Origin of the sequence: Pseudoflavonifractor sp. MCC625 (assembly GCF_018784545.1) — a bacterium.
In the GTDB taxonomy this organism is placed as follows: domain Bacteria; phylum Bacillota; class Clostridia; order Oscillospirales; family Oscillospiraceae; genus Pseudoflavonifractor_A; species Pseudoflavonifractor_A gallinarum.
Window position 1 is genome coordinate 443,759 of sequence record NZ_WQOJ01000030.1, and the last position, 18,628, is coordinate 462,386.

Sequence of the window (18,628 nt, forward strand, 5' to 3'; positions counted from 1 at the left end):
ACGGAAATATTTTTGTAAAAAGTCTGGAAATCCATCTGGTTTTCTGGTACAATTACACGGATAATGCAACAAAGGCTACCGGCGGCCGGTTGATCGGGCCGTTCGGAACCGATAGGAGGAAGTAAACAACATGAATGTCAAGAGCGTTGAAAAGCAGGAAAAGAGCATTGTCGAGCTGGTCATCGAGGTGAGCGGCGAGGAGTTTGAGGCCGCCATCGAGAAGGTCTACAAGAAGCAGCGCAGCAAGATCAGCGTGCCCGGCTTCCGGAAGGGCAAGGCCCCCCGTAAGATCATCGAGGGTATGTACGGCTCCGGCGTGTTCTATGAAGATGCCATCAACGAGATCTATCCCGAGGCTTACAGCCAGGCTGTGGAGCAGGAGAAGCTGGACGTCGTGGCCTGGCCCCAGGTCGAGATCCAGGAAGTGGGCAAGGACGGCTTCACCTTCAAGGCGAAGGTCACCGTGCGTCCCGAGGTCAAGCTGGGCGAGTACAAGGGCCTGACCGCTGAGCGGGAAGAGGTCACTGTCACCGACGAGGACCTGGACAACGAGCTCAAGCCCTACATCAACCGCGCCACCCGCGCCGTGACCGTGGAGCGCGAGGCCAAGCTGGGCGACACCGTGGTCATCGACTTCGAGGGCTTCAAGGACGACGTGGCCTTTGAGGGCGGCAAGGCTGAGGGCTTCAGCCTGGAGCTGGGCTCCGGCACCTTCATCCCCGGCTTCGAGGATCAGCTGGTGGGCACCAAGGCCGGCGACGAGAAGGATCTGAACGTGACCTTCCCCGAGGATTATCAGGCCGAGGAGCTGGCCGGCGCCCCCGTGGTGTTCAAGGTCAAGGTCCACGAGGTCAAGGAGAAGCAGCTCCCCACCGTGGACGACGAGTTCGCCAAGGATGTGTCCGAGTTTGAGACCCTGGCCGATCTGAAGAAGGACCTGGGCGACAAGCTGAAGGCCCGCCGTGAGGATGCCGCTCAGCACGCCTTTGAGAACGCCCTGATCGAGCAGGTCGTGGAGAACATGGAGGTCGAGATCCCCGAGGCCATGGTGGACGCCGAGGCCGAGAAGCTGGTCAACAACTATGCCCAGCGCGTGACCTCTCAGGGCATCCCCTTCGACCAGTACCTGGCCATGATGGGCATGACCATGGAGCAGATGAAGGAGCAGGCTAAGGAGAGCGCCCTCAAGCAGGTCCAGAGCGATCTGGCCCTGGGCGCCATCGTGGACGCTGAGAAGATCGAGGTCACCGACGAGGAGGTCGAGGCCGAGATCAAGCGTCTGGCTGAGCAGTACAACATGACCGAGGAGCAGCTCAAGAAGGTCCTGATCGTGGAGGACCTCAAGCGCGATCTGTGCCGCCAGAAGGCCGCTCATGTCGTGTTCGACAGCGCCAAGACCGGCAAGGCTCCCGCCAAGAAGAAGACCACCAAGAAGAAGGCGGACGCGGAGACCGAGGGCGAGGAGAAGCCCAAGCGTACCCGCAAGACCACCAAGAAGGACGAGGAGAAGTCTGAGGAGAAGACCGAGGGCTAATTCGCTCCGTTCGGGACTCAGGAGGCGGCAGGTTCCGCCTCCTGAACTGCCCCGTTTTTGGTATAATCCGCCAGCGCGCGGGTATACTCTGTGTGTGAGTGCCCGCCGGCCGCGGAGAGGATGGTCGGGCGCGCCCCGACTTGAACAAAAAAGGAGTACCAAAACATGAGTTTAGTTCCCTATGTAGTGGAGCAGACCAACCGTGGCGAGCGGTCGTATGATATTTTTTCCCGTTTGCTGAACGACCGCATCATTTTCCTGGGCGAGGAAGTCAACGCCACAACGGCCAGCCTGGTCGTGGCCCAGATGCTCTATCTGGAGGCCCAGGACCCGGACAAGGATATCCAGTTTTACATCAACAGCCCCGGCGGCTCGGTCACCGACGGCATGGCGATCTATGACACGATGCAGTATGTCAAGTGCGACGTGTCCACCATCTGCATCGGCATGGCCGCCAGCATGGGAGCGTTCCTGCTCTCCTCCGGGGCCAAGGGCAAGCGCTTTGCCCTGCCCAATGCGGAGATCATGATCCACCAGCCTCTCGGCGGCGCCAAGGGGCAGGCTTCGGACATCAAGATCCACGCCGACTGGATCCTGAAGACCCGCGACAAGCTCAACCAGATCCTGGCCCGCAACACGGGCAAGAGTGTGGAGGAGATCGCGCGGGATACCGAGCGGGATAACTTTATGTCTGCCGACGAGGCTCTGGCCTACGGTCTGGTGGACAAAGTGATTACCAACGGCAACAAGTAACGCGGGGGAGCGGGAGATCAAGTCGCCCGCTCCTCTTTCCACATCTTTGAATCGGGCAGAGTTGCCTGTGACTGAGGTAACATTATGGCAAAAAACGACGAACACAAGTCGGTACGCTGTTCCTTCTGCGGCAAGCATCAGGAGCAGGTCAACCGTATTATCGCGGGCCCGGGCGCTTATATCTGCAATGAGTGCGTGCATCTGTGCATGAGTATTCTGGATGACGCCTACGACCCCGAGGAATCCCAGGACGAACAGCTGGATATTCCCGACGTCATTCCCACGCCCCGGGAGATCCGGACGGTCCTGGACCAGTATATCATCGGTCAGGAGGCCGCCAAGGTGGCCCTCTCGGTGGCGGTCTACAACCACTATAAGCGCATCTACTTCGGCGGCGGGGAGGACGTGGAGCTCCAGAAGAGCAACATCCTTCTGATCGGTCCCACCGGCAGCGGCAAGACCCTTTTTGCCCAGACCCTGGCCCGCATCCTGAAGGTGCCCTTCGCCATCGCGGACGCCACCACCCTCACGGAGGCCGGCTATGTGGGCGACGACGTGGAGAACATCCTCCTGCGCCTGGTGCAGGCGGCCGATTTCGACATCGAGCTGGCCGAGCGGGGCATCATCTACGTGGATGAGATCGACAAGATCGCCCGCAAGAGCGAGAACACCTCCATCACCCGGGATGTGTCGGGCGAGGGTGTGCAGCAGGCGCTGCTGAAGATCCTGGAGGGCACGGTGGCCAATGTTCCTCCCCAGGGCGGACGCAAGCACCCCCATCAGGAGTTCATCCAGATCAACACCAAGAACATTCTCTTTATCTGCGGCGGCGCGTTCGACGGCATCGAGAAGATCATCGAGCAGCGGCTGGATAAGAAGAGCATTGGCTTCGGCGCCAAGATCGAGAGCAAGAAGGAGCGGGATACCTCCGCGATCTACAAGGAGATCCAGCCCCACGATCTGCTCAAATTCGGTATCATTCCGGAGTTGGTGGGCCGTCTGCCGGTCATCACGGCGCTCCAGGCCCTGAACAAGGAGCAGCTGGTACAAATCCTGACCGAGCCCAAAAACGCTCTGGTCAAGCAGTATCAGAAGCTGCTGGAGTATGATATGGTGGACCTGGAGTTCCAGCCGGAAGCGCTGGAGGCGGCGGCGGACAAGGCCATTGCCCGCGGCATCGGCGCCCGCGGCCTGCGTGCGGTGCTGGAGGAGGTCATGACCCAGGTCATGTACGACGTGCCGTCCGACCCCACCATCGCAAAGGTGACCATCACCGCCGAGAGTGTGCGGGACCATGTCCCGCCTGCGGTGGAGCATGACCCCGAGCGGACGGAGCGTCCCCGGCTGGGCAGCGCGGAGCTCCGGGCGGAGCAGGGAGGCGCCCCCGCCCACGGAAATGTTTCTTAAACAGACGGACAGCGGGGCGAGGGAGATTCTCTCGCCCCGTTATGCATATTGCTGTCTTCCAGAAAGGAAGTGAATGATCATGAGTGAACAGGAGAAAGAGATTCAGACCGTGACGCTGCCGGCGCTGGCGCTGCGCGGCATGACGGTATTTCCCAATATGATGCTGCACTTTGACGTGGGACGTGAGATCTCCGTCAAGGCGCTGGACGAGTCGATGACCAGCGGAACGCCCATCTTCCTGGTGGCCCAGCGGGACATCGCGGTGGAGTCCCCCAAGGAGAAGGACTTGTGCCGGATTGGCACCATCTGCAATGTCCGGCAGATCCTCCGCCTGCCGGGCGACAACGTCCGTGTCATGGTGGAGGGCGCAGCCCGGGGCCGGATGCACCGGCTGACCCAGCTGACCCCCTATCTGGCCGCGGAGGTGGAGGAGATCGTACCGGAGGAGCCGGTGCGTGGTTCCGCCAAGACCGAGGCCCTGATCCGGCAGACCTATGAGCTCTTCGAGCGCTATGTGGAGCTGGCCCCCAAAATGACCCCCGATCTGCTGCTCAACCTGATCTCCAGCGAGGACCCGGGCTACATCGCCGACTACATCGCACAGAACATCGTCATGCGTACCGGGGACAAGCAGTCCATCCTGGAGGAGCTACGGCCGGTCCGCCGGCTGGAGAAGCTCTTCCGGCAGCTGCGCCAGGAGCTGGAGGTGCTGGAGCTGGAGCTGGACATGCAGAACCGGGTCCGGGAGGGCATGAACCGCAACCAGAGAGACTACTACCTGCGGGAGCAGCTCAAGGTCATCCAGCAGGAGCTGGGCGAGGGCGAGGCCGGAGGAGACAGCGAGATCGCCGAGTACCGCCAGGCCATCGAGAAGGCAAAGCTGCCGGAAGAGGTGAGTCAGAAGCTCCTGAAAGAGGTCAGCCGGCTGGAAAAGCAGCCCTTTGGCTCGGCAGAGGCCACCGTCCTGCGGAACTATCTGGACGTGTGCCTGGAGCTTCCCTGGAACAAAAAGACCAAGGAGCGGGCCGATGTGGAGGCCGTGCGCAAGGCGCTGGACAATGACCACTACGGCCTGGAGAAGGTCAAGGAGCGCATCCTGGAGTTTGTGGCCGTCAAGCAGCTGGCCCCCGATCTGAAAGGGCAGATCATCTGCCTGGTGGGCCCGCCCGGCGTAGGCAAGACCTCCATCGCCATGTCCATGGCCAAGGCTATGAACCGGAAGCTGGCCCGGATCTCTCTGGGCGGCGTCCACGATGAGGCCGAGATCCGGGGACACCGGAAGACGTACATCGGCGCCATGCCCGGGCGCATCATCGCCGGCATCCGGCAGGCGGGCAGCTCCAATCCGCTGCTGCTGCTGGATGAGATCGACAAGCTGGGCTCCGACCACCGGGGTGACCCGGCCGACGCTCTGCTGGAGGTGCTGGACGGGGAGCAGAACAGCACCTTCCGGGACCATTTCCTGGAGGTGCCCTACGACCTGTCCGACGTCCTCTTCATCACCACGGCCAACACACTGGACACCATCCCGCGGCCCCTGCTGGACCGGATGGAAGTGATCGAGCTGTCCAGCTACACCGACGAGGAGAAGCTCCAGATCGCCAAGCGCCACCTGCTGCCCAAGGAGCTCAAGCGCCACGGCCTGAAGAAGAGCCAGCTCAAGCTCACCGACGGCGCCCTGCGGGAGATCATTACCGGCTATACCAAGGAGTCGGGCGTGCGTATCCTGGAGCGGAAGCTGGGCGCTGTGTGCCGAAAGGTCGCAATGCGTGTGGTGTCAGACGGTGTAAAGTCTGTTAGCATTACAGGTGATAACGTGGAGGAGTTCCTGGGTATCCGCCGCTATCACCCGGAGCGCCTGCCCAGAACCGAGCAGGTGGGCGTGGTCAACGGCCTGGCCTGGACCAGTGTGGGCGGCGAGCTGCTGGAGGTGGAGGTCAATGTGGTCCCCGGCTCCGGCAAGCTGGAACTGACCGGCAACCTGGGCGACGTGATGAAGGAGTCGGCCCACGCGGCCTACTCCTACATCCGCAGCCGGGCGGACCGCCTGGGCATCGAGGCCGACTTCTACCAGAAGAAGGACATCCATGTCCACTTCCCGGAGGGGGCGGTACCCAAGGACGGCCCCTCGGCGGGCATTGCCATTACCACTGCTATGGTCTCGGCCCTGACCAACACACCGGTGCGGCGGGAGCTGGCTATGACCGGCGAGGTGACGCTGCGGGGCCGGGTGCTGGCCATCGGCGGCCTGAAGGAGAAGACCATGGCCGCTCTGCGCAACGGCATCCGTACGGTGATCCTGCCGGCGGAGAACGAGAAGGATCTGGAGGAGATCGACCAGACCGTGCGCGCCGCGCTGCACTTCCTGCCGGTCGAGCAGGTGGATGCGGTGCTGGCCTACGCCCTGGGGCTGGACGTCACACAGGGGGCCGGGCAGCTGCCGGAGGCCCCGGCGGAGGCGTCCCCGGCCGCGGGTGGAATCTCCATCCATCAGTAAACAGACGGTTCCCCGCCGGAGCATGCTCCGGCGGGGAACACGAGAAAGGGGCGCGCTATGCCGCTGAATCTGAACAACGCGGAGTTTATCCGCTCGGCCGCAAAGGCGGCTGATTTTCCCCGGGACATGCTGCCCCAGGTGGTATTTGCGGGGCGATCCAATGTAGGGAAGTCCTCGGTGATCAACAAGCTGCTCAATCGCAAGAACTTTGCGCGGGTGGGCTCCGCACCGGGCAAGACCACCCATATCAACTACTTCCTCATCGATAAGAAGCTCTATCTGGTGGACCTGCCCGGCTACGGCTATGCCAAGGTCTCCCAGGCGGAGAAGGCCCGCTGGGGCCGCCTGATTGAGAGCTGGTTTGCCGACCAGACTCTGATGACCCTCGGGGTCCTGATCGTGGACTCCCGCCACAAGCCCACCGCGGATGACTGCGTGATGGCCGACTGGTTCAAGCAGAGCGGCCGCCCCTTCGTGGTGGTGGCAAACAAGCTGGATAAGCTGAAAAAGAGTGAGATCGAGCCCAATCTCCAGCGGGTCCGGGAGACTCTGGAACTGGACGAATCTGTAAAGGTAATTCCCTTTTCGGCTGAGAAGGGAGAAGGGCGGACGGCTCTGCTGGATGCCATTCTGGACCACCAGGAGGGCATGTAAGTGAAGTATGTGCGCATTGACCGCGCCGGGACTCCGGTCTGGGGCGTGCTCCAGGGAGAACTGGTCCGCACGCTGACCGGCGCGCCCTATGAGGGCATCTGCTACGATGGAGAGAGCCTTCCGCTGGCGGACTGCCGCCTGCTGGCCCCCTGCGAACCCACCAAGATCGTGTGCATTGGCAAGAACTACTATGATCATGCCATCGAGATGGGGGAGGGCGTGCCGGAGCGGCCCATCCTGTTCCTGAAAGCGCCCAATACTCTCAATCGCCCGGAGGGGCCCCTCCACGCGCCCGATTTTGTGCAGCGCCTGGAATATGAGGGAGAGCTGGCCGTCGTGATCGGCCGCCGTGCAAAGGATGTAAAGGAAGAAGACTTTGCAGATTATATCCTGGGTTACACCTGTCTGAACGACGTGACCGCCCGGGATATCCAGAAGGGCGACGGGCAGTGGACCCGGGGAAAGAGCATGGACGGCTTTGCTCCGGTGGGCCCCATCGTCACGGACGAGGTGGACGGGAGCGACCTGGCCATCCAGACCCGGCTCAACGGCCGGGTCGTGCAGCAGGGCCGGACTGCCCAGTTCATGCACAAGATTCCGGAGCTGCTGGCTTTCATCACGGCCTCTATGACCCTGGAGCCGGGGGATGTGGTGACCACTGGAACCCCGGCCGGCGTGGGTACCATGCACCCGGGCGATGTGGTGGAGGTCGAGATCGAAGGGATCGGAGTCCTGCGCAACCACGTGGTATAACGCTGCGGGAGCACCGTGCTCCGCAGGAAAACGAGGGGGAGTCTGCCCGAAGAGACGGGCGGGCTCCCCCTTTTGGCGGAGCAGAGGGGCCGCCTTGTGTTTTGCAGGGGGATTTGGTATAATGAGGTCTACGAGACGGTCCGTTCTCCCCACCGGGGGGAAGACAGGACCGGATAGCTGCAGGAGGGCGGATCAGTGGTAAGTTTTTCGGATTTCTTTCATCATCTGGACTGGCAGGGAATGCTGTGGATGCTGGTGCAGATCCTGGCCGTGCTCCTGTGTCTCACCGTCCATGAGACCTGCCACGGACTGGCCGCCTATCTGCTGGGGGACCCCACCGCCAAGCAGATGCACCGGCTGTCCTTCAATCCGCTGCGCCACATCGACCCCTTCGGCGCGCTGATGATGCTGGTGGCCGGATTCGGCTGGGCCAAGCCGGTCCCGGTGGACATGCGCTATTTCAAGCACCCCAAGAGCGGCATGGCCCTGACCGCCCTGGCGGGGCCGGTCTCCAACTTTGTATTGGCCTATCTGGCCCTGTGCCTGCGGGCGCTTCTGATCACGGTGGGATACCAGGTCGAGGCGGAGAGTGTGCTCTTGATCTGGGTCATTGATTTTCTGGCCACCGTCGCCATCCTGAGCGTCGGCCTGGGCCTCTTCAATCTGATTCCTGTTCCGCCGCTGGACGGTTCCAAGGTGCTGGGAGCGCTGCTGCCGGATCGGATCTACTATACCATCCTCCGCTATGAGCGGATTGGAATGCTGCTCCTGGTGGTAGTCCTGTGGAGCGGGGCGCTGGACGGAGGCCTGGTGTGGGCCCGCGACGGGGTGCTGGACTGGCTGGCCCGGGCGGCCAGCGCGCCCTTCCGGATGCTGCTGGGTTAGGGGGCGGACGGCGTGGACAGCCCCATTTACCACCTGGAGGGGGTGGTGAAGTCCCGCTCGGAGGAGCGGGAGGACTTTACCGGCCCTCTGGACCTGATTCTCCATCTGTTGAGCAAGAACCGCATGGAGATCCGGGATATTCAGATCTCCCTCATTCTGGAACAATACCTGGAGTGGATGGAGCGGCGGAAAGAGCTGGATCTGGAGATCGCCAGTGAGTTTGTCCAGATGGCGGCCCAGCTCATTTTCATCAAGACCAGGATGCTCCTTTCCATCCAGGACGAGGAGGCCCTGTCCGAGATGGAGGCGCTGATGGCCTCCCTGGAGGAGCACCAGAGCCATGAGAACTATGCCCGCATCAAAGCAGTCCTGCCCCAGCTGGAGCAAGGGTGGAAGGTGGGGCAGGATTACATGACCAAGCCTCCGGAGCGTCTTCCGGAGGATCGGATGTATCATTACTCCCATAAGAAGGAAGAATTATACCGTGCCCTTCTCCCGGTGCTGAGCCGGAGCGAGCAGAAGCGGACGCCGCCCATGGCGGCCTTTGAGGGCATTGTGGGGCGGGAGCCCTACCCGGTGGCCGACAAGGCCGGAGAATTGCTGCGCCGTCTTCTGCACAGCGGGGTGACCCATTTTCTCGCCCTGTTCCGGGGAAGCCGGAGCCGTTCGGAGGTGGTGGCCACCTTCCTGGCCGTGCTGGAGCTGTGCAAGGCCCGCCGCCTGCTGCTCACCGGGACGGACCGGCGCTGTACCGTCGCCCCCGTCCTGTCCGCGCCCGGGGAAGAAGAAACAAAGGCGCAGCAGGAGCCGTAAACCAAGGAGGTGGCCATGGAACGAAAGGAACTGGAAGCGGCGGTGGAGGCCATCCTCTTTGCCGCCGGAGAGCCGGTGCCGGCGGAGCGGCTCTGTCTGGCTCTGGAGATGAGCCGGGAGCAGATCGACGCCCTGTGCGGAGCGCTGGCCGACCGCTACCGGTATGACCGCTGCGGCCTGCGCCTGGTGCAGCTGGGGGAGAGCTATCAGCTCTGCTCGGCGCCCGAGCATGCGCCGGTCATCCGAAAAGCGCTGGAGGGACGGCGGCCGCCCAAGCTGTCCCAGACGGCCCTGGAGGTGCTCTCCATTGTGGCCTATTTTCAGCCCATCACCCGGGCCTATATCGACCAGATCCGGGGGGTGGACAGCGCCTATACGGTCAGCCAGCTGGCCGACCGGGACCTGATCGAGCCCTGCGGACGTCTGGCCGTTCCCGGGCGTCCCATTCAGTACCGGACGACCCAGACCTTCCTGCGCTCCTTTGGGCTTTCCACGCTGGAGGATCTGCCTGAGCTGCCCCAGGTCTCCACGGAAGAGGGCCAGGCGGCCCGTGCCTTGCAGGAACGGCTTGCGCTTCTGCGCACGCAGGCGGAGAGTGGGGCGATGGAGGATTGAATGGTCTTTGGATCACCGGGGCGGTCGTGTTGGCCCTTTTCCTCCTGGGACAGCTGCGCCTGGGCGGGGAGGTCCGCTATCATCCCGGAGAGGTGGGGATATGGCTGCGTGTGAGCGGCGTGCCCATTCGTCTCTATCCCCGGAAAAAGAAGAAAGAGCCCGACCGGGTTTCGAAAAAAGAACGGAAGGCCCGGCCGAAGAAACCGAAAAAACCGAAGGAGCCCGGGCCGCCCTGGACCGCGGAGCGGGTACTGGATCTGGTAAAGCGGGTGCTGCCCCTCATCGGGGAGGCGGCCGGAAAGCTGCGCCGGCGGATCCGCATCGATGTATTTCATCTGGATGTGCTTCTGGGCGGCGAGGATCCGGGCGATACGGCCATGGCATTTGGACGAGTGAACGCAAGCTGTGGGATAATCCTGCCGGTTTTGGAGCAAAATTTCCGGTGTAAGGACAATCGAGTCCGCACAGCGGTGGACTTTGAGCGGGAGAACACAGAGGTACGGCTGACGCTGGCCCTGTCCATGACCCTGGGCCAGCTGATCGGGTTTGGCCTCTGGTGTGGGTATGCGGCTTGGAAAGTCTGGAAGGAAACAACGGGCGGTTTGATGTCAAACAAGGGCCCTCAACAGAAAGAGGCGGTAAAGTATGGAAACTAAGATCAGCGATTTCATGGGGCAGACCATGCAGAAGATCAAGGAGATGGTGGATGCCAACACCGTGATCGGCACCCCCATTCAGGCGGATGGCGTGACCATCATCCCTGTTTCCCGTATCAGCGTGGGCTTTGCCTCGGGCGGCAGTGAATTTGCCACCAAGCATCAAAAGCCGGAGGGGGAGAATGCCTTCGGGGGCGGCGGCGGTGCCAGCGTCAAGGTGACGCCGGTCTCCTTCCTGATTCTGAAGGGGGACATGGTCAAGCTCCTGCCGGTGGATCCGCCGGCCTCCAACACCGCCGACCGTGTGGTGGAGCTGGTGCCTGAGCTGGTGGACCGTGTCACCACCTTTATTGACCAGCAGAAGGAGAAGAAGGCGGCCGAGCAGGAGACCTTCTAAGGGCCAAGCGGGCACGTATAATGCCCGGACGCGGAGGGCATACTGCCATCATCGATTCAGATGCGAGGTGATGGCAGATATGAAACGGGTCTGGGCGCTGGTATTGTGGCTTGCGGTTTTGGCCGGAGTCTGCCCGGCGGGTGCTGCGACGCCCACACTCTCCGCAAAATCCGCTATATTGATGGATGCGGAATCGGGGCGGATCCTCTATGCCTACCAGGCGGAGGAGGAGCGGCCCATTGCCAGCACCACCAAGCTGATGACCGCGCTGGTGGCGCTGGAGTCCACGCCGGATCTGGAGACCGTGATCAAAGTGCAGCCGGAGTGGACCACTGCGGGAGGTTCTTCCATGTATCTCCGGGCCGGGGAGGAGCTCACCCTGCGGGAGCTGCTCTACGGCCTGATGCTCTCCTCGGGCAACGACGCCGCGCTGGCCGTTGCGGGGGGCTGCGCCGGGGACGTGGAGACCTTTGTGGAGTGGATGAACCGGAGGGCCCGGGATCTGGGCATGGAACATACTCATTTCTCCAACCCAAACGGGCTGGAGGACGAGGGAAACTACTCCACCGCCCGGGATATGGCGCGGCTGGCCCAGGTGTGCCTTGCCAATGAGAAGCTGCGGGAGATCGTCTCCACCAAGACCATCACGGTGGGGGAGCGGAGCCTGGTCAACCACAACAAGCTCCTCTGGCGCTATGAGGGCTGCATCGGCCTGAAAACGGGATATACCGATCTGGCCGGACGAACGCTGGTGTCCGCGGCCGAGCGGGACGGACAGACCCTCATCGCGGTGACCCTCTTTGACCGCAATGACTGGGAGGACCACGCGGCCCTCTTCGACTATGGATTTGAGACCTATCCGAGACAACTTCTGGCCCGCGCGGGCAAGGAGTTTACCCGTATCCCGGTGGAGGGGAGCCTGAAGCGGTATGTGCCGGTGGTGACCTATGGTGAGGTCTCCTACCCGCTGACCCAGGCCGAGCGGGTCAAGGTCCGTATCGTGCTCCCGGACACGGTGGAGGCGCCGGTAGAGCAGGGGGCCATTGCCGGAGAGCTCTGCTTCTCCCTGGACGGGGAGCCCATTGGAAGCACCTATCTGGTCTATGGCCAGAGCGTGGAGGACGATCGGGCGGGAAGCGGAGGTCTCTTCTCCCGCCTTCAGGATCTGTGGAAGGGGGAGACGGCCTCGGCGCCCATTCCCGAGCCGGAGATCTGGATGGAGCGGGTACTCTTTTAAAGTGTACCCCTCCTGTGGGTCCCGCAGGCATCTGCCTGCGGGACCGTCCTTTGCACAAATGCAACAGAGAACAGGGGATGAGTGAGTTTGGAAGAACGCCTGCAAAAGATCCTGTCCGCCTCCGGAGTGGTATCCCGGCGGGGGGCGGAGGCATACATACAGGCCGGACGGGTGACCGTGAACGGCAGAAAAGCACAGCTGGGGGAGAAGGCCGACCCGGAGCGGGATGACATCCGCGTGGACGGGCGTCCCCTGCGCGCGCCGGAGGAGCGGACCTATCTGATGCTGTACAAGCCCCGGGGATTTGTGACCACCCTGTCGGACGAGAAGGGGCGCAGGACGGTGGCCGATCTGGTCAAGGGGTGCGGGGCCCGGGTTTGGCCCGTGGGCCGACTGGATCTGGATTCGGAGGGGCTGCTGCTTCTGACGGATGACGGCGCGCTCACCCATCAGCTCCTGCATCCCAGCCATGAGGTGGAAAAAGAGTACCACGTCTGGGTGACGGGGGATGTGGAGCGGGGGATCCCGGTACTGCGGGGCCCGCTGGAGCTGGACGGGGTGCCCCTCCATCCGGCCCAGGTGCGGTTCCTCCGCCGGGAAAAGGAGGAGAGTGTGCTCTCCGTGACCATCCACGAGGGGCGCAACCGGCAGGTGCGGCGGATGTGCGCCCTGGCCGGGCTGGAAGTGCGCCGCCTCTGCCGGGTACGGGAGGGAGAGGTACTCCTGGGCGACCTGCTCCCGGGCCGGTGGAGAAAGCTGACCCCCGGCGAGCTGGATGCGCTGCGCCGCGGCGGAGCGGATTTGCAAGAATGAAGTGAAAACTTGCAGAACGGGTCTTGCAATTCCAGAGACTTCCCGGTATGATTATAGGATAAAAGGAAACGCAGCCCCCGCCTGGGCGGCAGATCGGGAGGATACGCTCTCATGTCAAAAGATATCTTGTCCATCATCCAGACAAATATGAATACCTTCTCCAAGGGCCAGAAGCTGATCGGGCGCTTTATTCTGGACTCCTATGACAAAGCGGCTTTCATGACGGCCAGCAAGCTGGGAAAGACGGTCAACGTCAGTGAGTCCACGGTGGTCCGCTTTGCCGCCGAGCTGGGCTATGACGGTTATCCCGCCATGCAGAAGGCTCTTCAGGAGATGATCCGCAATAAACTTACCTCCATCCAGCGCATCGAGGTGTCCAACGACCGCATCGGAAACCAGGACATCCTCTCCATGGTCATGCAGTCCGATGTGGAGAAGATCCGCATGACGCTGGAGGAGGTGGACCGGGACAGCTTTGACCGGGCAGTGGACGCCATTGTGTCCGCACGGCGCATCTACATCCTCGGCGTCCGCTCGGCGTCGGCCATTGCCAGCTTCCTGGCCTTCTACTTCAACCTGATCTTCGAGGACGTGGTCCATATCCACAGTACCTCGGTCAGTGAGGTCTTTGAGCAGCTGCTGCGCATCGGGCCCCGGGATGTGATCATCGGGATCAGCTTCCCCCGCTACTCCAGACGCACCGTCAAGGCCATGGAATTTGCCCGGGACCGGGGGGCCCAGGTGGTGACCATCACGGACAGCGAGACCTCGCCCCTCACCGCCATTGCGACCCACACCCTGATGGCCAAGAGCGATATGGCCTCCTTTGTAGACTCGCTGGTGGCCCCCCTGAGTCTGGTCAACGCCCTCATCGTGGCGCTGGGCCGGAGAAAGAACAGCGATCTCTCGGAGACCTTTGGAGTCCTGGAGAAGATCTGGGACGAGTACGAGGTATATGAAAAGGTGGAGGATTCCTTTTGACCAGTGATATGATTGTAATCGGCGGCGGCGCGGCAGGCATGATGGCCGCGCTGGCCGCCGCGGACCGAGGGTGTTCCGTGCTCCTGCTGGAGCGCAACGCCAAAGTCGGCCGCAAGCTGTACATCACCGGGAAGGGGCGGTGCAACGTAGCCAATGACTGCTCGGTCCCGGAGGTTCTTCAGCACGTGCCCCGCAATCCCAAATTTCTCATGAGCGCCGTCACACGCTTCCCGCCGGAGGCCGTGAAGGCGTTTTTTGAGGGATTGGGCGTCCCGCTCAAGACCGAGCGGGGGAACCGGATCTTTCCCCAGAGCGACCGGGCCGCAGACATCATCGACGCGCTCTTTCAGGCGCTGCGGCGGAAGCGGGTGAGCCTGGTGGAGGACCGGGCCGTCCGCCTGCTGACCGATGAGGAAGGACGGATCTCCGGGGTCAAGGGGGAGCACGGATCCTACTCCGCCCGGGCGGTGATTCTGGCCACCGGGGGAGCCTCCTATCCGCTCACCGGTTCCAGCGGGGACGGCTATGAGATGGCCGCAGCGGTGGGGCACACCATCGTGCCGCCCAAGCCCTCGCTGGTCCCGCTGGTGGCGGAGGGGGAGGACTGCCGCCGGATGCAGGGCCTCTCCCTGCGCAATGTGGCGGTCAAGGTCAAAAACCAGAAGAAAAAAGTGATCTATGCCGAGCAGGGGGAGCTGCTGTTCACCCACTTCGGGCTCTCCGGCCCGCTGATCCTCAGCGCAAGCGCCCATATGCGGGACTTTGAAAAGGACCACTACCAGGTGATTATCGACCTCAAGCCGGCCCTGGACGAGGAAAAGCTGGAGCAGCGGCTGCTGCGGGATTTCACCGAGCGGGCCAATCAGGACTTTCACAATGTTCTGGAGGGGCTGCTGCCCCGCCTGATGGTGCCGGTGATGGTGGAGCGGTCCGGGATCCCCGGCGACACCAAGGCCCACTCCATCACGAAGGCCCAGCGCCGGCGGCTGCTGGAGGAGCTCAAGGGCTTCCGGATCGACATTGCCGGGCCGCGGCCGCTGGCGGAGGCCATCATCACCTCCGGCGGCGTGAAGGTGTCGGAGGTGGACCCCCACACCATGGCCTCCAAACGCCTGCCGGGCCTCTACCTGGCGGGGGAGCTGCTGGATGTGGACGCCTACACGGGCGGCTTCAACCTTCAAATCGCCTGGTCTACCGGTCGAGCCGCGGGAGAAGGGGCGGCTCAGTTTTTGGAAGAAGGAGCAGAATAAGTATGGGATACAAAAGCATTGCCATCGACGGTCCCTCCGGTGCGGGAAAGAGCACCCTGGCCCGGCGGTTGGCTGAGGCCATGGGCTATCTCTATGTGGATACCGGGGCAATCTACCGCACGCTGGGGCTGGCGGCCCTGCGCCATGGCGTGGATGCCGAGGACAGCAGCGGCGTGATCGCGCTGCTGGGGCAGGTCGCCATCGACCTGCGGCACGGGGAGGACGGCTTACAGCACATGTACCTGGACGGGGAGGATGTGAGCTCGGCCATCCGAGAGCCTAGCGTCTCCCGGTATGCCTCGGGCGTGTCCGCCATCCCGGAGGTGCGGGCCTTCCTGATGGACATGCAGCGGGATCTGGCCCGCCGTCAGAATGTGATCATGGACGGACGGGATATCGGTACCGTGGTGCTGCCCGACGCGGACGTGAAGATCTTCCTCACCGCCACGGCGGAGGACCGCGCCCGGCGGCGGTATGCCGAGCTGACTGAGCGGGGGACCGACACCGACTTTGACACCGTGCTGCGGGACATCATCGCCCGGGACGAAAAAGACACCCAGCGTGCGGCGGCTCCTCTGCGCCAGGCGGAGGACGCCATTGCGGTGGATACCACTGGCAACACCCTGGAGGAGAGCTTCCGGCAGCTCCTGGGCGTGGTGAGAGCGGGGGTGGGTCTGTGAGAGGCTGGTATACCTTTCTCTATTGTCTCGTCTATCCCGTATTCAATCTGGTCCACCCCGGAAAGGTGATCGGACGGGAGAACATCCCCGACGGCGCGGTTATGATCTGCTGCAATCACACCAGTGACAGTGATCCGCTCTTCCTCTGCTACGCTTTCCGTCTCAAGCACCAGATCCGGGCCATGGCAAAGATCGAGCTGATCCGGATCCCCGTGATCGGATGGCTGCTGAGCAAGGCGGGCATCTTCGGCGTGGACCGGGGAAAGAGCGACATCGGTGCCATCAAGCAGGCCATGAAGTATCTGCGGGAGGGCGAGAAGGTACTGATTTTCCCCGAGGGAACCCGGGTCCGCTCCAGCCGGGGCGACGTGAGCCAGCCCAAGGCGGGCGCCGCCATGCTGGCGGTGCGGTGCGGCGTTCCCATCCTGCCGGTCTACGTGCCGGAGCACAAGCGCTGGTTCCGCCGCACGCCGGTGGTGATCGGGGAGGCCTTCACGCCCACCGTCGCCACCCGCAAGGGAACCCAGGAGGAGTATGAGGCCATCACCGCCGATCTGATGGCGCGGATCCGTGCGCTGGAGGCGCAGGCCAGATGAGCCGGCTGACACTGGCCCGCTCCGCGGGCTTCTGCTATGGCGTGCGCCGGGCGGTGACCATGGCGGAGGAGGCTGCCCAGTCGGGCCGCCCCTGCGTGATGCTGGGCCATATCATCCACAACGGAAGCGTGATCGAGCAGCTGGAGAAGGCCGGCGTGCAGGTCGTCCACAGCGTAGAGGAGGTGCCCACGGGCGCGGCCGTCATCATCCGCTCCCACGGGGAGGGCCGGGCGGTCTATGAACGCTTGCAGGAGCGGGGGGCAGAGATTATTGATACCACCTGCCCCAACGTCTCCCACATCCACCGCCTGGTCTCCCAGGCAGAGGAGGAGGGGCGCATCCCGGTCATCATCGGCACGCCCACCCATCCGGAGGTGGAGGCCATCGCCGGCTGGTGCCGCAATCCGGTGGTGCTCTCCGGTCCGGACGCGCTGGAAAACTGGCTGAGGGAGCATCCGGAGCTGCGTACGCAGCCCATCACCATGGTTTCCCAGACCACCTCGACCCAAAAGAAGTGGAATTTGTGCGTAGAAAAAGCAAAAAAAGAGTGTACAAATTTAAAAATTTTTGATACAATATGTAATGCTACGTGCAAACGGCAGAGTGAGGCCCAGGAGTTGGCGGCCCAAAATGACGCGATGATCGTCATCGGCGGCCGCGATAGCTCCAACACCAGGCGCCTCACGGAGCTTTGTGCGGCACTCTGCCCGACGGTCTGCTGGATCGAGCGGGCGGAGGAACTGGAACCTTCCAACCTGTACGGGAAGGCTTCTATAGGAATCACCGCGGGCGCGTCGACACCCGGGTGGATTATAAAGGAGGTCTATGACAAAATGAGCGCAGAAAACATGGAGATCGAAGAATCCTTTGCTGAAATGCTGGAGAAGTCGATCAAAACTTTAAATACAGGGGAGAAGGTTACCGGCGTCGTCACTGGCATTACGCCCACCGAGATCTACGTCGATCTGGGTACCAAGCATGCCGGTTACATACCGGTGTCTGAGCTGACCGACGATCCCACTGTAAAGGTCGAGGACATTGTGAAGGTGGGCGACGAGATCGAGACCTACGTCATGCGTGTCAACGATCAGGAGGGTGTTGTCACCCTGTCCAAGAAGCGCCTGGATACCGTCAAGAGCTGGGACGATATCGAGCAGGCCAAGGACGACCAGACTGTGGTCGAGGGCGTCGTCACCGAGGAGAACAAGGGCGGCGTGGTCGTGAGCGTCAAGGGCGTTCGCGTGTTCGTGCCCGCTTCCCAGACCGGCCTGGCCCGCGATGTGGCCATGACCGAGCTGGTCAAGCAGCATGTCCGTCTCCGCATCACCGAGGTCAACCGTGCCCGCCGCCGCGTGGTGGGTTCTATCCGCGCCGTGGCCGCTGCCGAGCGCGCCGAGAAGGCCGCTAAGGTGTGGGAGGAGATCGAGGAAGGCAAGCGCTACACCGGCGTTGTGAAGTCCCTGACTTCTTACGGCGCCTTTGTGGACATCGGCGGCGTGGACGGCATGGTCCACATCTCCGAGCTCTCCTGGAGCCGCATCAAGCACCCCTCCGAGGTGGTGAAGGTGGGCGACACCGTCGAGGTCTATGTCATTGCCGCTGACAAGGAGAAGAAGAAGATCTCCCTGGGCATGAAGGACCGCACCGAGGATCCCTGGGCCAAGTTCACCGCTACCTATGATGTGGGCTCCGTGGCCAACGTCAAGGTGGTCAAGCTGATGACCTTCGGCGCCTTTGCCGAGATCGTCCCCGGCGTGGACGGCCTGATCCACATCTCTCAGATCGCCGATCACCGCATCGAGAAGCCCGGCGACGTGCTGAGCGAGGGCCAGATGGTGGACGTGAAGGTCACCGACATCGACTTCGAGAACAAGAAGGTGTCTCTGTCCATCCGTGCTCTGCTGGACGAGCAGGCCGATGCCGCTGAGGATGAGGACGGCTCCGCTGAGTAATTTCTCTATCTGATAAAAGCAGCTCGCTTTGAACAAAAGTGGGCTGCTTTTTTTGAAAACTGCTCATTTTCCTTGCAAAAGGCGGGGAAATGGTCTATAATACAATTAGTATTATGGGCTGTCTCCGACGCAGGGAACAAGCCCCATACCGAAAT

The 18,628-nt window shown here is 62.5% G+C and carries 18 protein-coding genes; all 18 read left to right on the top strand.

All coding sequences use genetic code 11. The features are described from left to right. The first annotated feature begins 130 nt into the window (after positions 1 to 130). Positions 131 to 1,534: a trigger factor gene (gene tig, locus GPK94_RS09525; RefSeq protein ID WP_101693149.1), complete on the top strand. Its 1,404-nt coding sequence runs from the start codon at positions 131 to 133 to the stop codon at positions 1,532 to 1,534. Between the two features lie 165 nt (positions 1,535 to 1,699). Next, positions 1,700 to 2,287, top strand: a complete 588-nt coding sequence (gene clpP, locus GPK94_RS09530; RefSeq protein ID WP_186963808.1) for an ATP-dependent Clp endopeptidase proteolytic subunit ClpP — start codon at positions 1,700 to 1,702, stop codon at positions 2,285 to 2,287. Between the two features lie 84 nt (positions 2,288 to 2,371). Then, positions 2,372 to 3,694, top strand: a complete 1,323-nt coding sequence (clpX, locus tag GPK94_RS09535) for an ATP-dependent Clp protease ATP-binding subunit ClpX (RefSeq protein WP_186963809.1) — start codon at positions 2,372 to 2,374, stop codon at positions 3,692 to 3,694. Positions 3,695 to 3,773: 79 nt separating this feature from the next. Next, a complete protein-coding gene (gene lon / locus GPK94_RS09540; protein ID WP_193536803.1) occupies positions 3,774 to 6,191 on the top strand; it encodes an endopeptidase La in 2,418 nt (805 codons plus the stop codon). Positions 6,192 to 6,248: 57 nt separating this feature from the next. Then, positions 6,249 to 6,845, top strand: a complete 597-nt coding sequence (gene yihA, locus GPK94_RS09545; protein ID WP_101693145.1) for a ribosome biogenesis GTP-binding protein YihA/YsxC — start codon at positions 6,249 to 6,251, stop codon at positions 6,843 to 6,845. After that, positions 6,846 to 7,598 carry a fumarylacetoacetate hydrolase family protein gene (locus GPK94_RS09550; protein ID WP_101693144.1) on the top strand — a complete coding sequence of 251 codons (753 nt, stop codon included), beginning with the start codon at positions 6,846 to 6,848 and terminating at the stop codon, positions 7,596 to 7,598. It abuts the gene before it with no gap. A gap of 195 nt (positions 7,599 to 7,793) precedes the next feature. Continuing rightward, positions 7,794 to 8,483 carry a site-2 protease family protein gene (locus tag GPK94_RS09555; RefSeq protein WP_346728010.1) on the top strand — a complete coding sequence of 230 codons (690 nt, stop codon included), beginning with the start codon at positions 7,794 to 7,796 and terminating at the stop codon, positions 8,481 to 8,483. 12 nt (positions 8,484 to 8,495) lie between these two features. Then, positions 8,496 to 9,296 (top strand): segregation/condensation protein A, encoded by an 801-nt coding sequence (locus tag GPK94_RS09560; RefSeq protein WP_328821030.1) that lies wholly within the window; start codon positions 8,496 to 8,498, stop codon positions 9,294 to 9,296. 15 nt (positions 9,297 to 9,311) lie between these two features. Continuing rightward, positions 9,312 to 9,911: an SMC-Scp complex subunit ScpB gene (scpB, locus tag GPK94_RS09565; protein ID WP_193536801.1), complete on the top strand. Its 600-nt coding sequence runs from the start codon at positions 9,312 to 9,314 to the stop codon at positions 9,909 to 9,911. Next, positions 9,908 to 10,567, top strand: a complete 660-nt coding sequence (locus tag GPK94_RS09570; RefSeq protein ID WP_215655655.1) for a DUF2953 domain-containing protein — start codon at positions 9,908 to 9,910, stop codon at positions 10,565 to 10,567. The genes scpB and GPK94_RS09570 overlap by 4 nt, the downstream gene beginning before the upstream one ends. Next, entirely contained in the window at positions 10,557 to 10,964 is a 408-nt protein-coding gene (ytfJ, locus tag GPK94_RS09575) for a GerW family sporulation protein (protein ID WP_101693141.1), read from the top strand. Before GPK94_RS09570 ends, ytfJ begins: the two co-directional genes overlap by 11 nt. Before the next feature lie 79 nt (positions 10,965 to 11,043). Then, a complete protein-coding gene (locus GPK94_RS09580) occupies positions 11,044 to 12,201 on the top strand; it encodes a D-alanyl-D-alanine carboxypeptidase family protein (RefSeq protein ID WP_215655656.1) in 1,158 nt (385 codons plus the stop codon). Positions 12,202 to 12,288: 87 nt separating this feature from the next. Beyond that, positions 12,289 to 13,014, top strand: coding sequence for a pseudouridine synthase (locus tag GPK94_RS09585; RefSeq protein ID WP_193536793.1), 726 nt, complete (start codon positions 12,289 to 12,291; stop codon positions 13,012 to 13,014). Positions 13,015 to 13,125: 111 nt separating this feature from the next. Continuing rightward, positions 13,126 to 13,995, top strand: coding sequence for a MurR/RpiR family transcriptional regulator (locus tag GPK94_RS09590; protein ID WP_195278595.1), 870 nt, complete (start codon positions 13,126 to 13,128; stop codon positions 13,993 to 13,995). 8 nt (positions 13,996 to 14,003) lie between these two features. Then, on the top strand, positions 14,004 to 15,245 hold the full coding sequence (locus GPK94_RS09595) for an NAD(P)/FAD-dependent oxidoreductase (RefSeq protein WP_195278733.1): 1,242 nt from the start codon (positions 14,004 to 14,006) through the stop codon (positions 15,243 to 15,245). 2 nt (positions 15,246 to 15,247) lie between these two features. After that, positions 15,248 to 15,925: a (d)CMP kinase gene (gene cmk, locus GPK94_RS09600; protein ID WP_215655657.1), complete on the top strand. Its 678-nt coding sequence runs from the start codon at positions 15,248 to 15,250 to the stop codon at positions 15,923 to 15,925. Then, positions 15,922 to 16,521: a lysophospholipid acyltransferase family protein gene (locus GPK94_RS09605; protein WP_101693136.1), complete on the top strand. Its 600-nt coding sequence runs from the start codon at positions 15,922 to 15,924 to the stop codon at positions 16,519 to 16,521. Before cmk ends, GPK94_RS09605 begins: the two co-directional genes overlap by 4 nt. Next, on the top strand, positions 16,518 to 18,473 hold the full coding sequence (locus GPK94_RS09610; RefSeq protein ID WP_101693135.1) for a bifunctional 4-hydroxy-3-methylbut-2-enyl diphosphate reductase/30S ribosomal protein S1: 1,956 nt from the start codon (positions 16,518 to 16,520) through the stop codon (positions 18,471 to 18,473). Before GPK94_RS09605 ends, GPK94_RS09610 begins: the two co-directional genes overlap by 4 nt. Positions 18,474 to 18,628 lie beyond the last annotated feature (155 nt).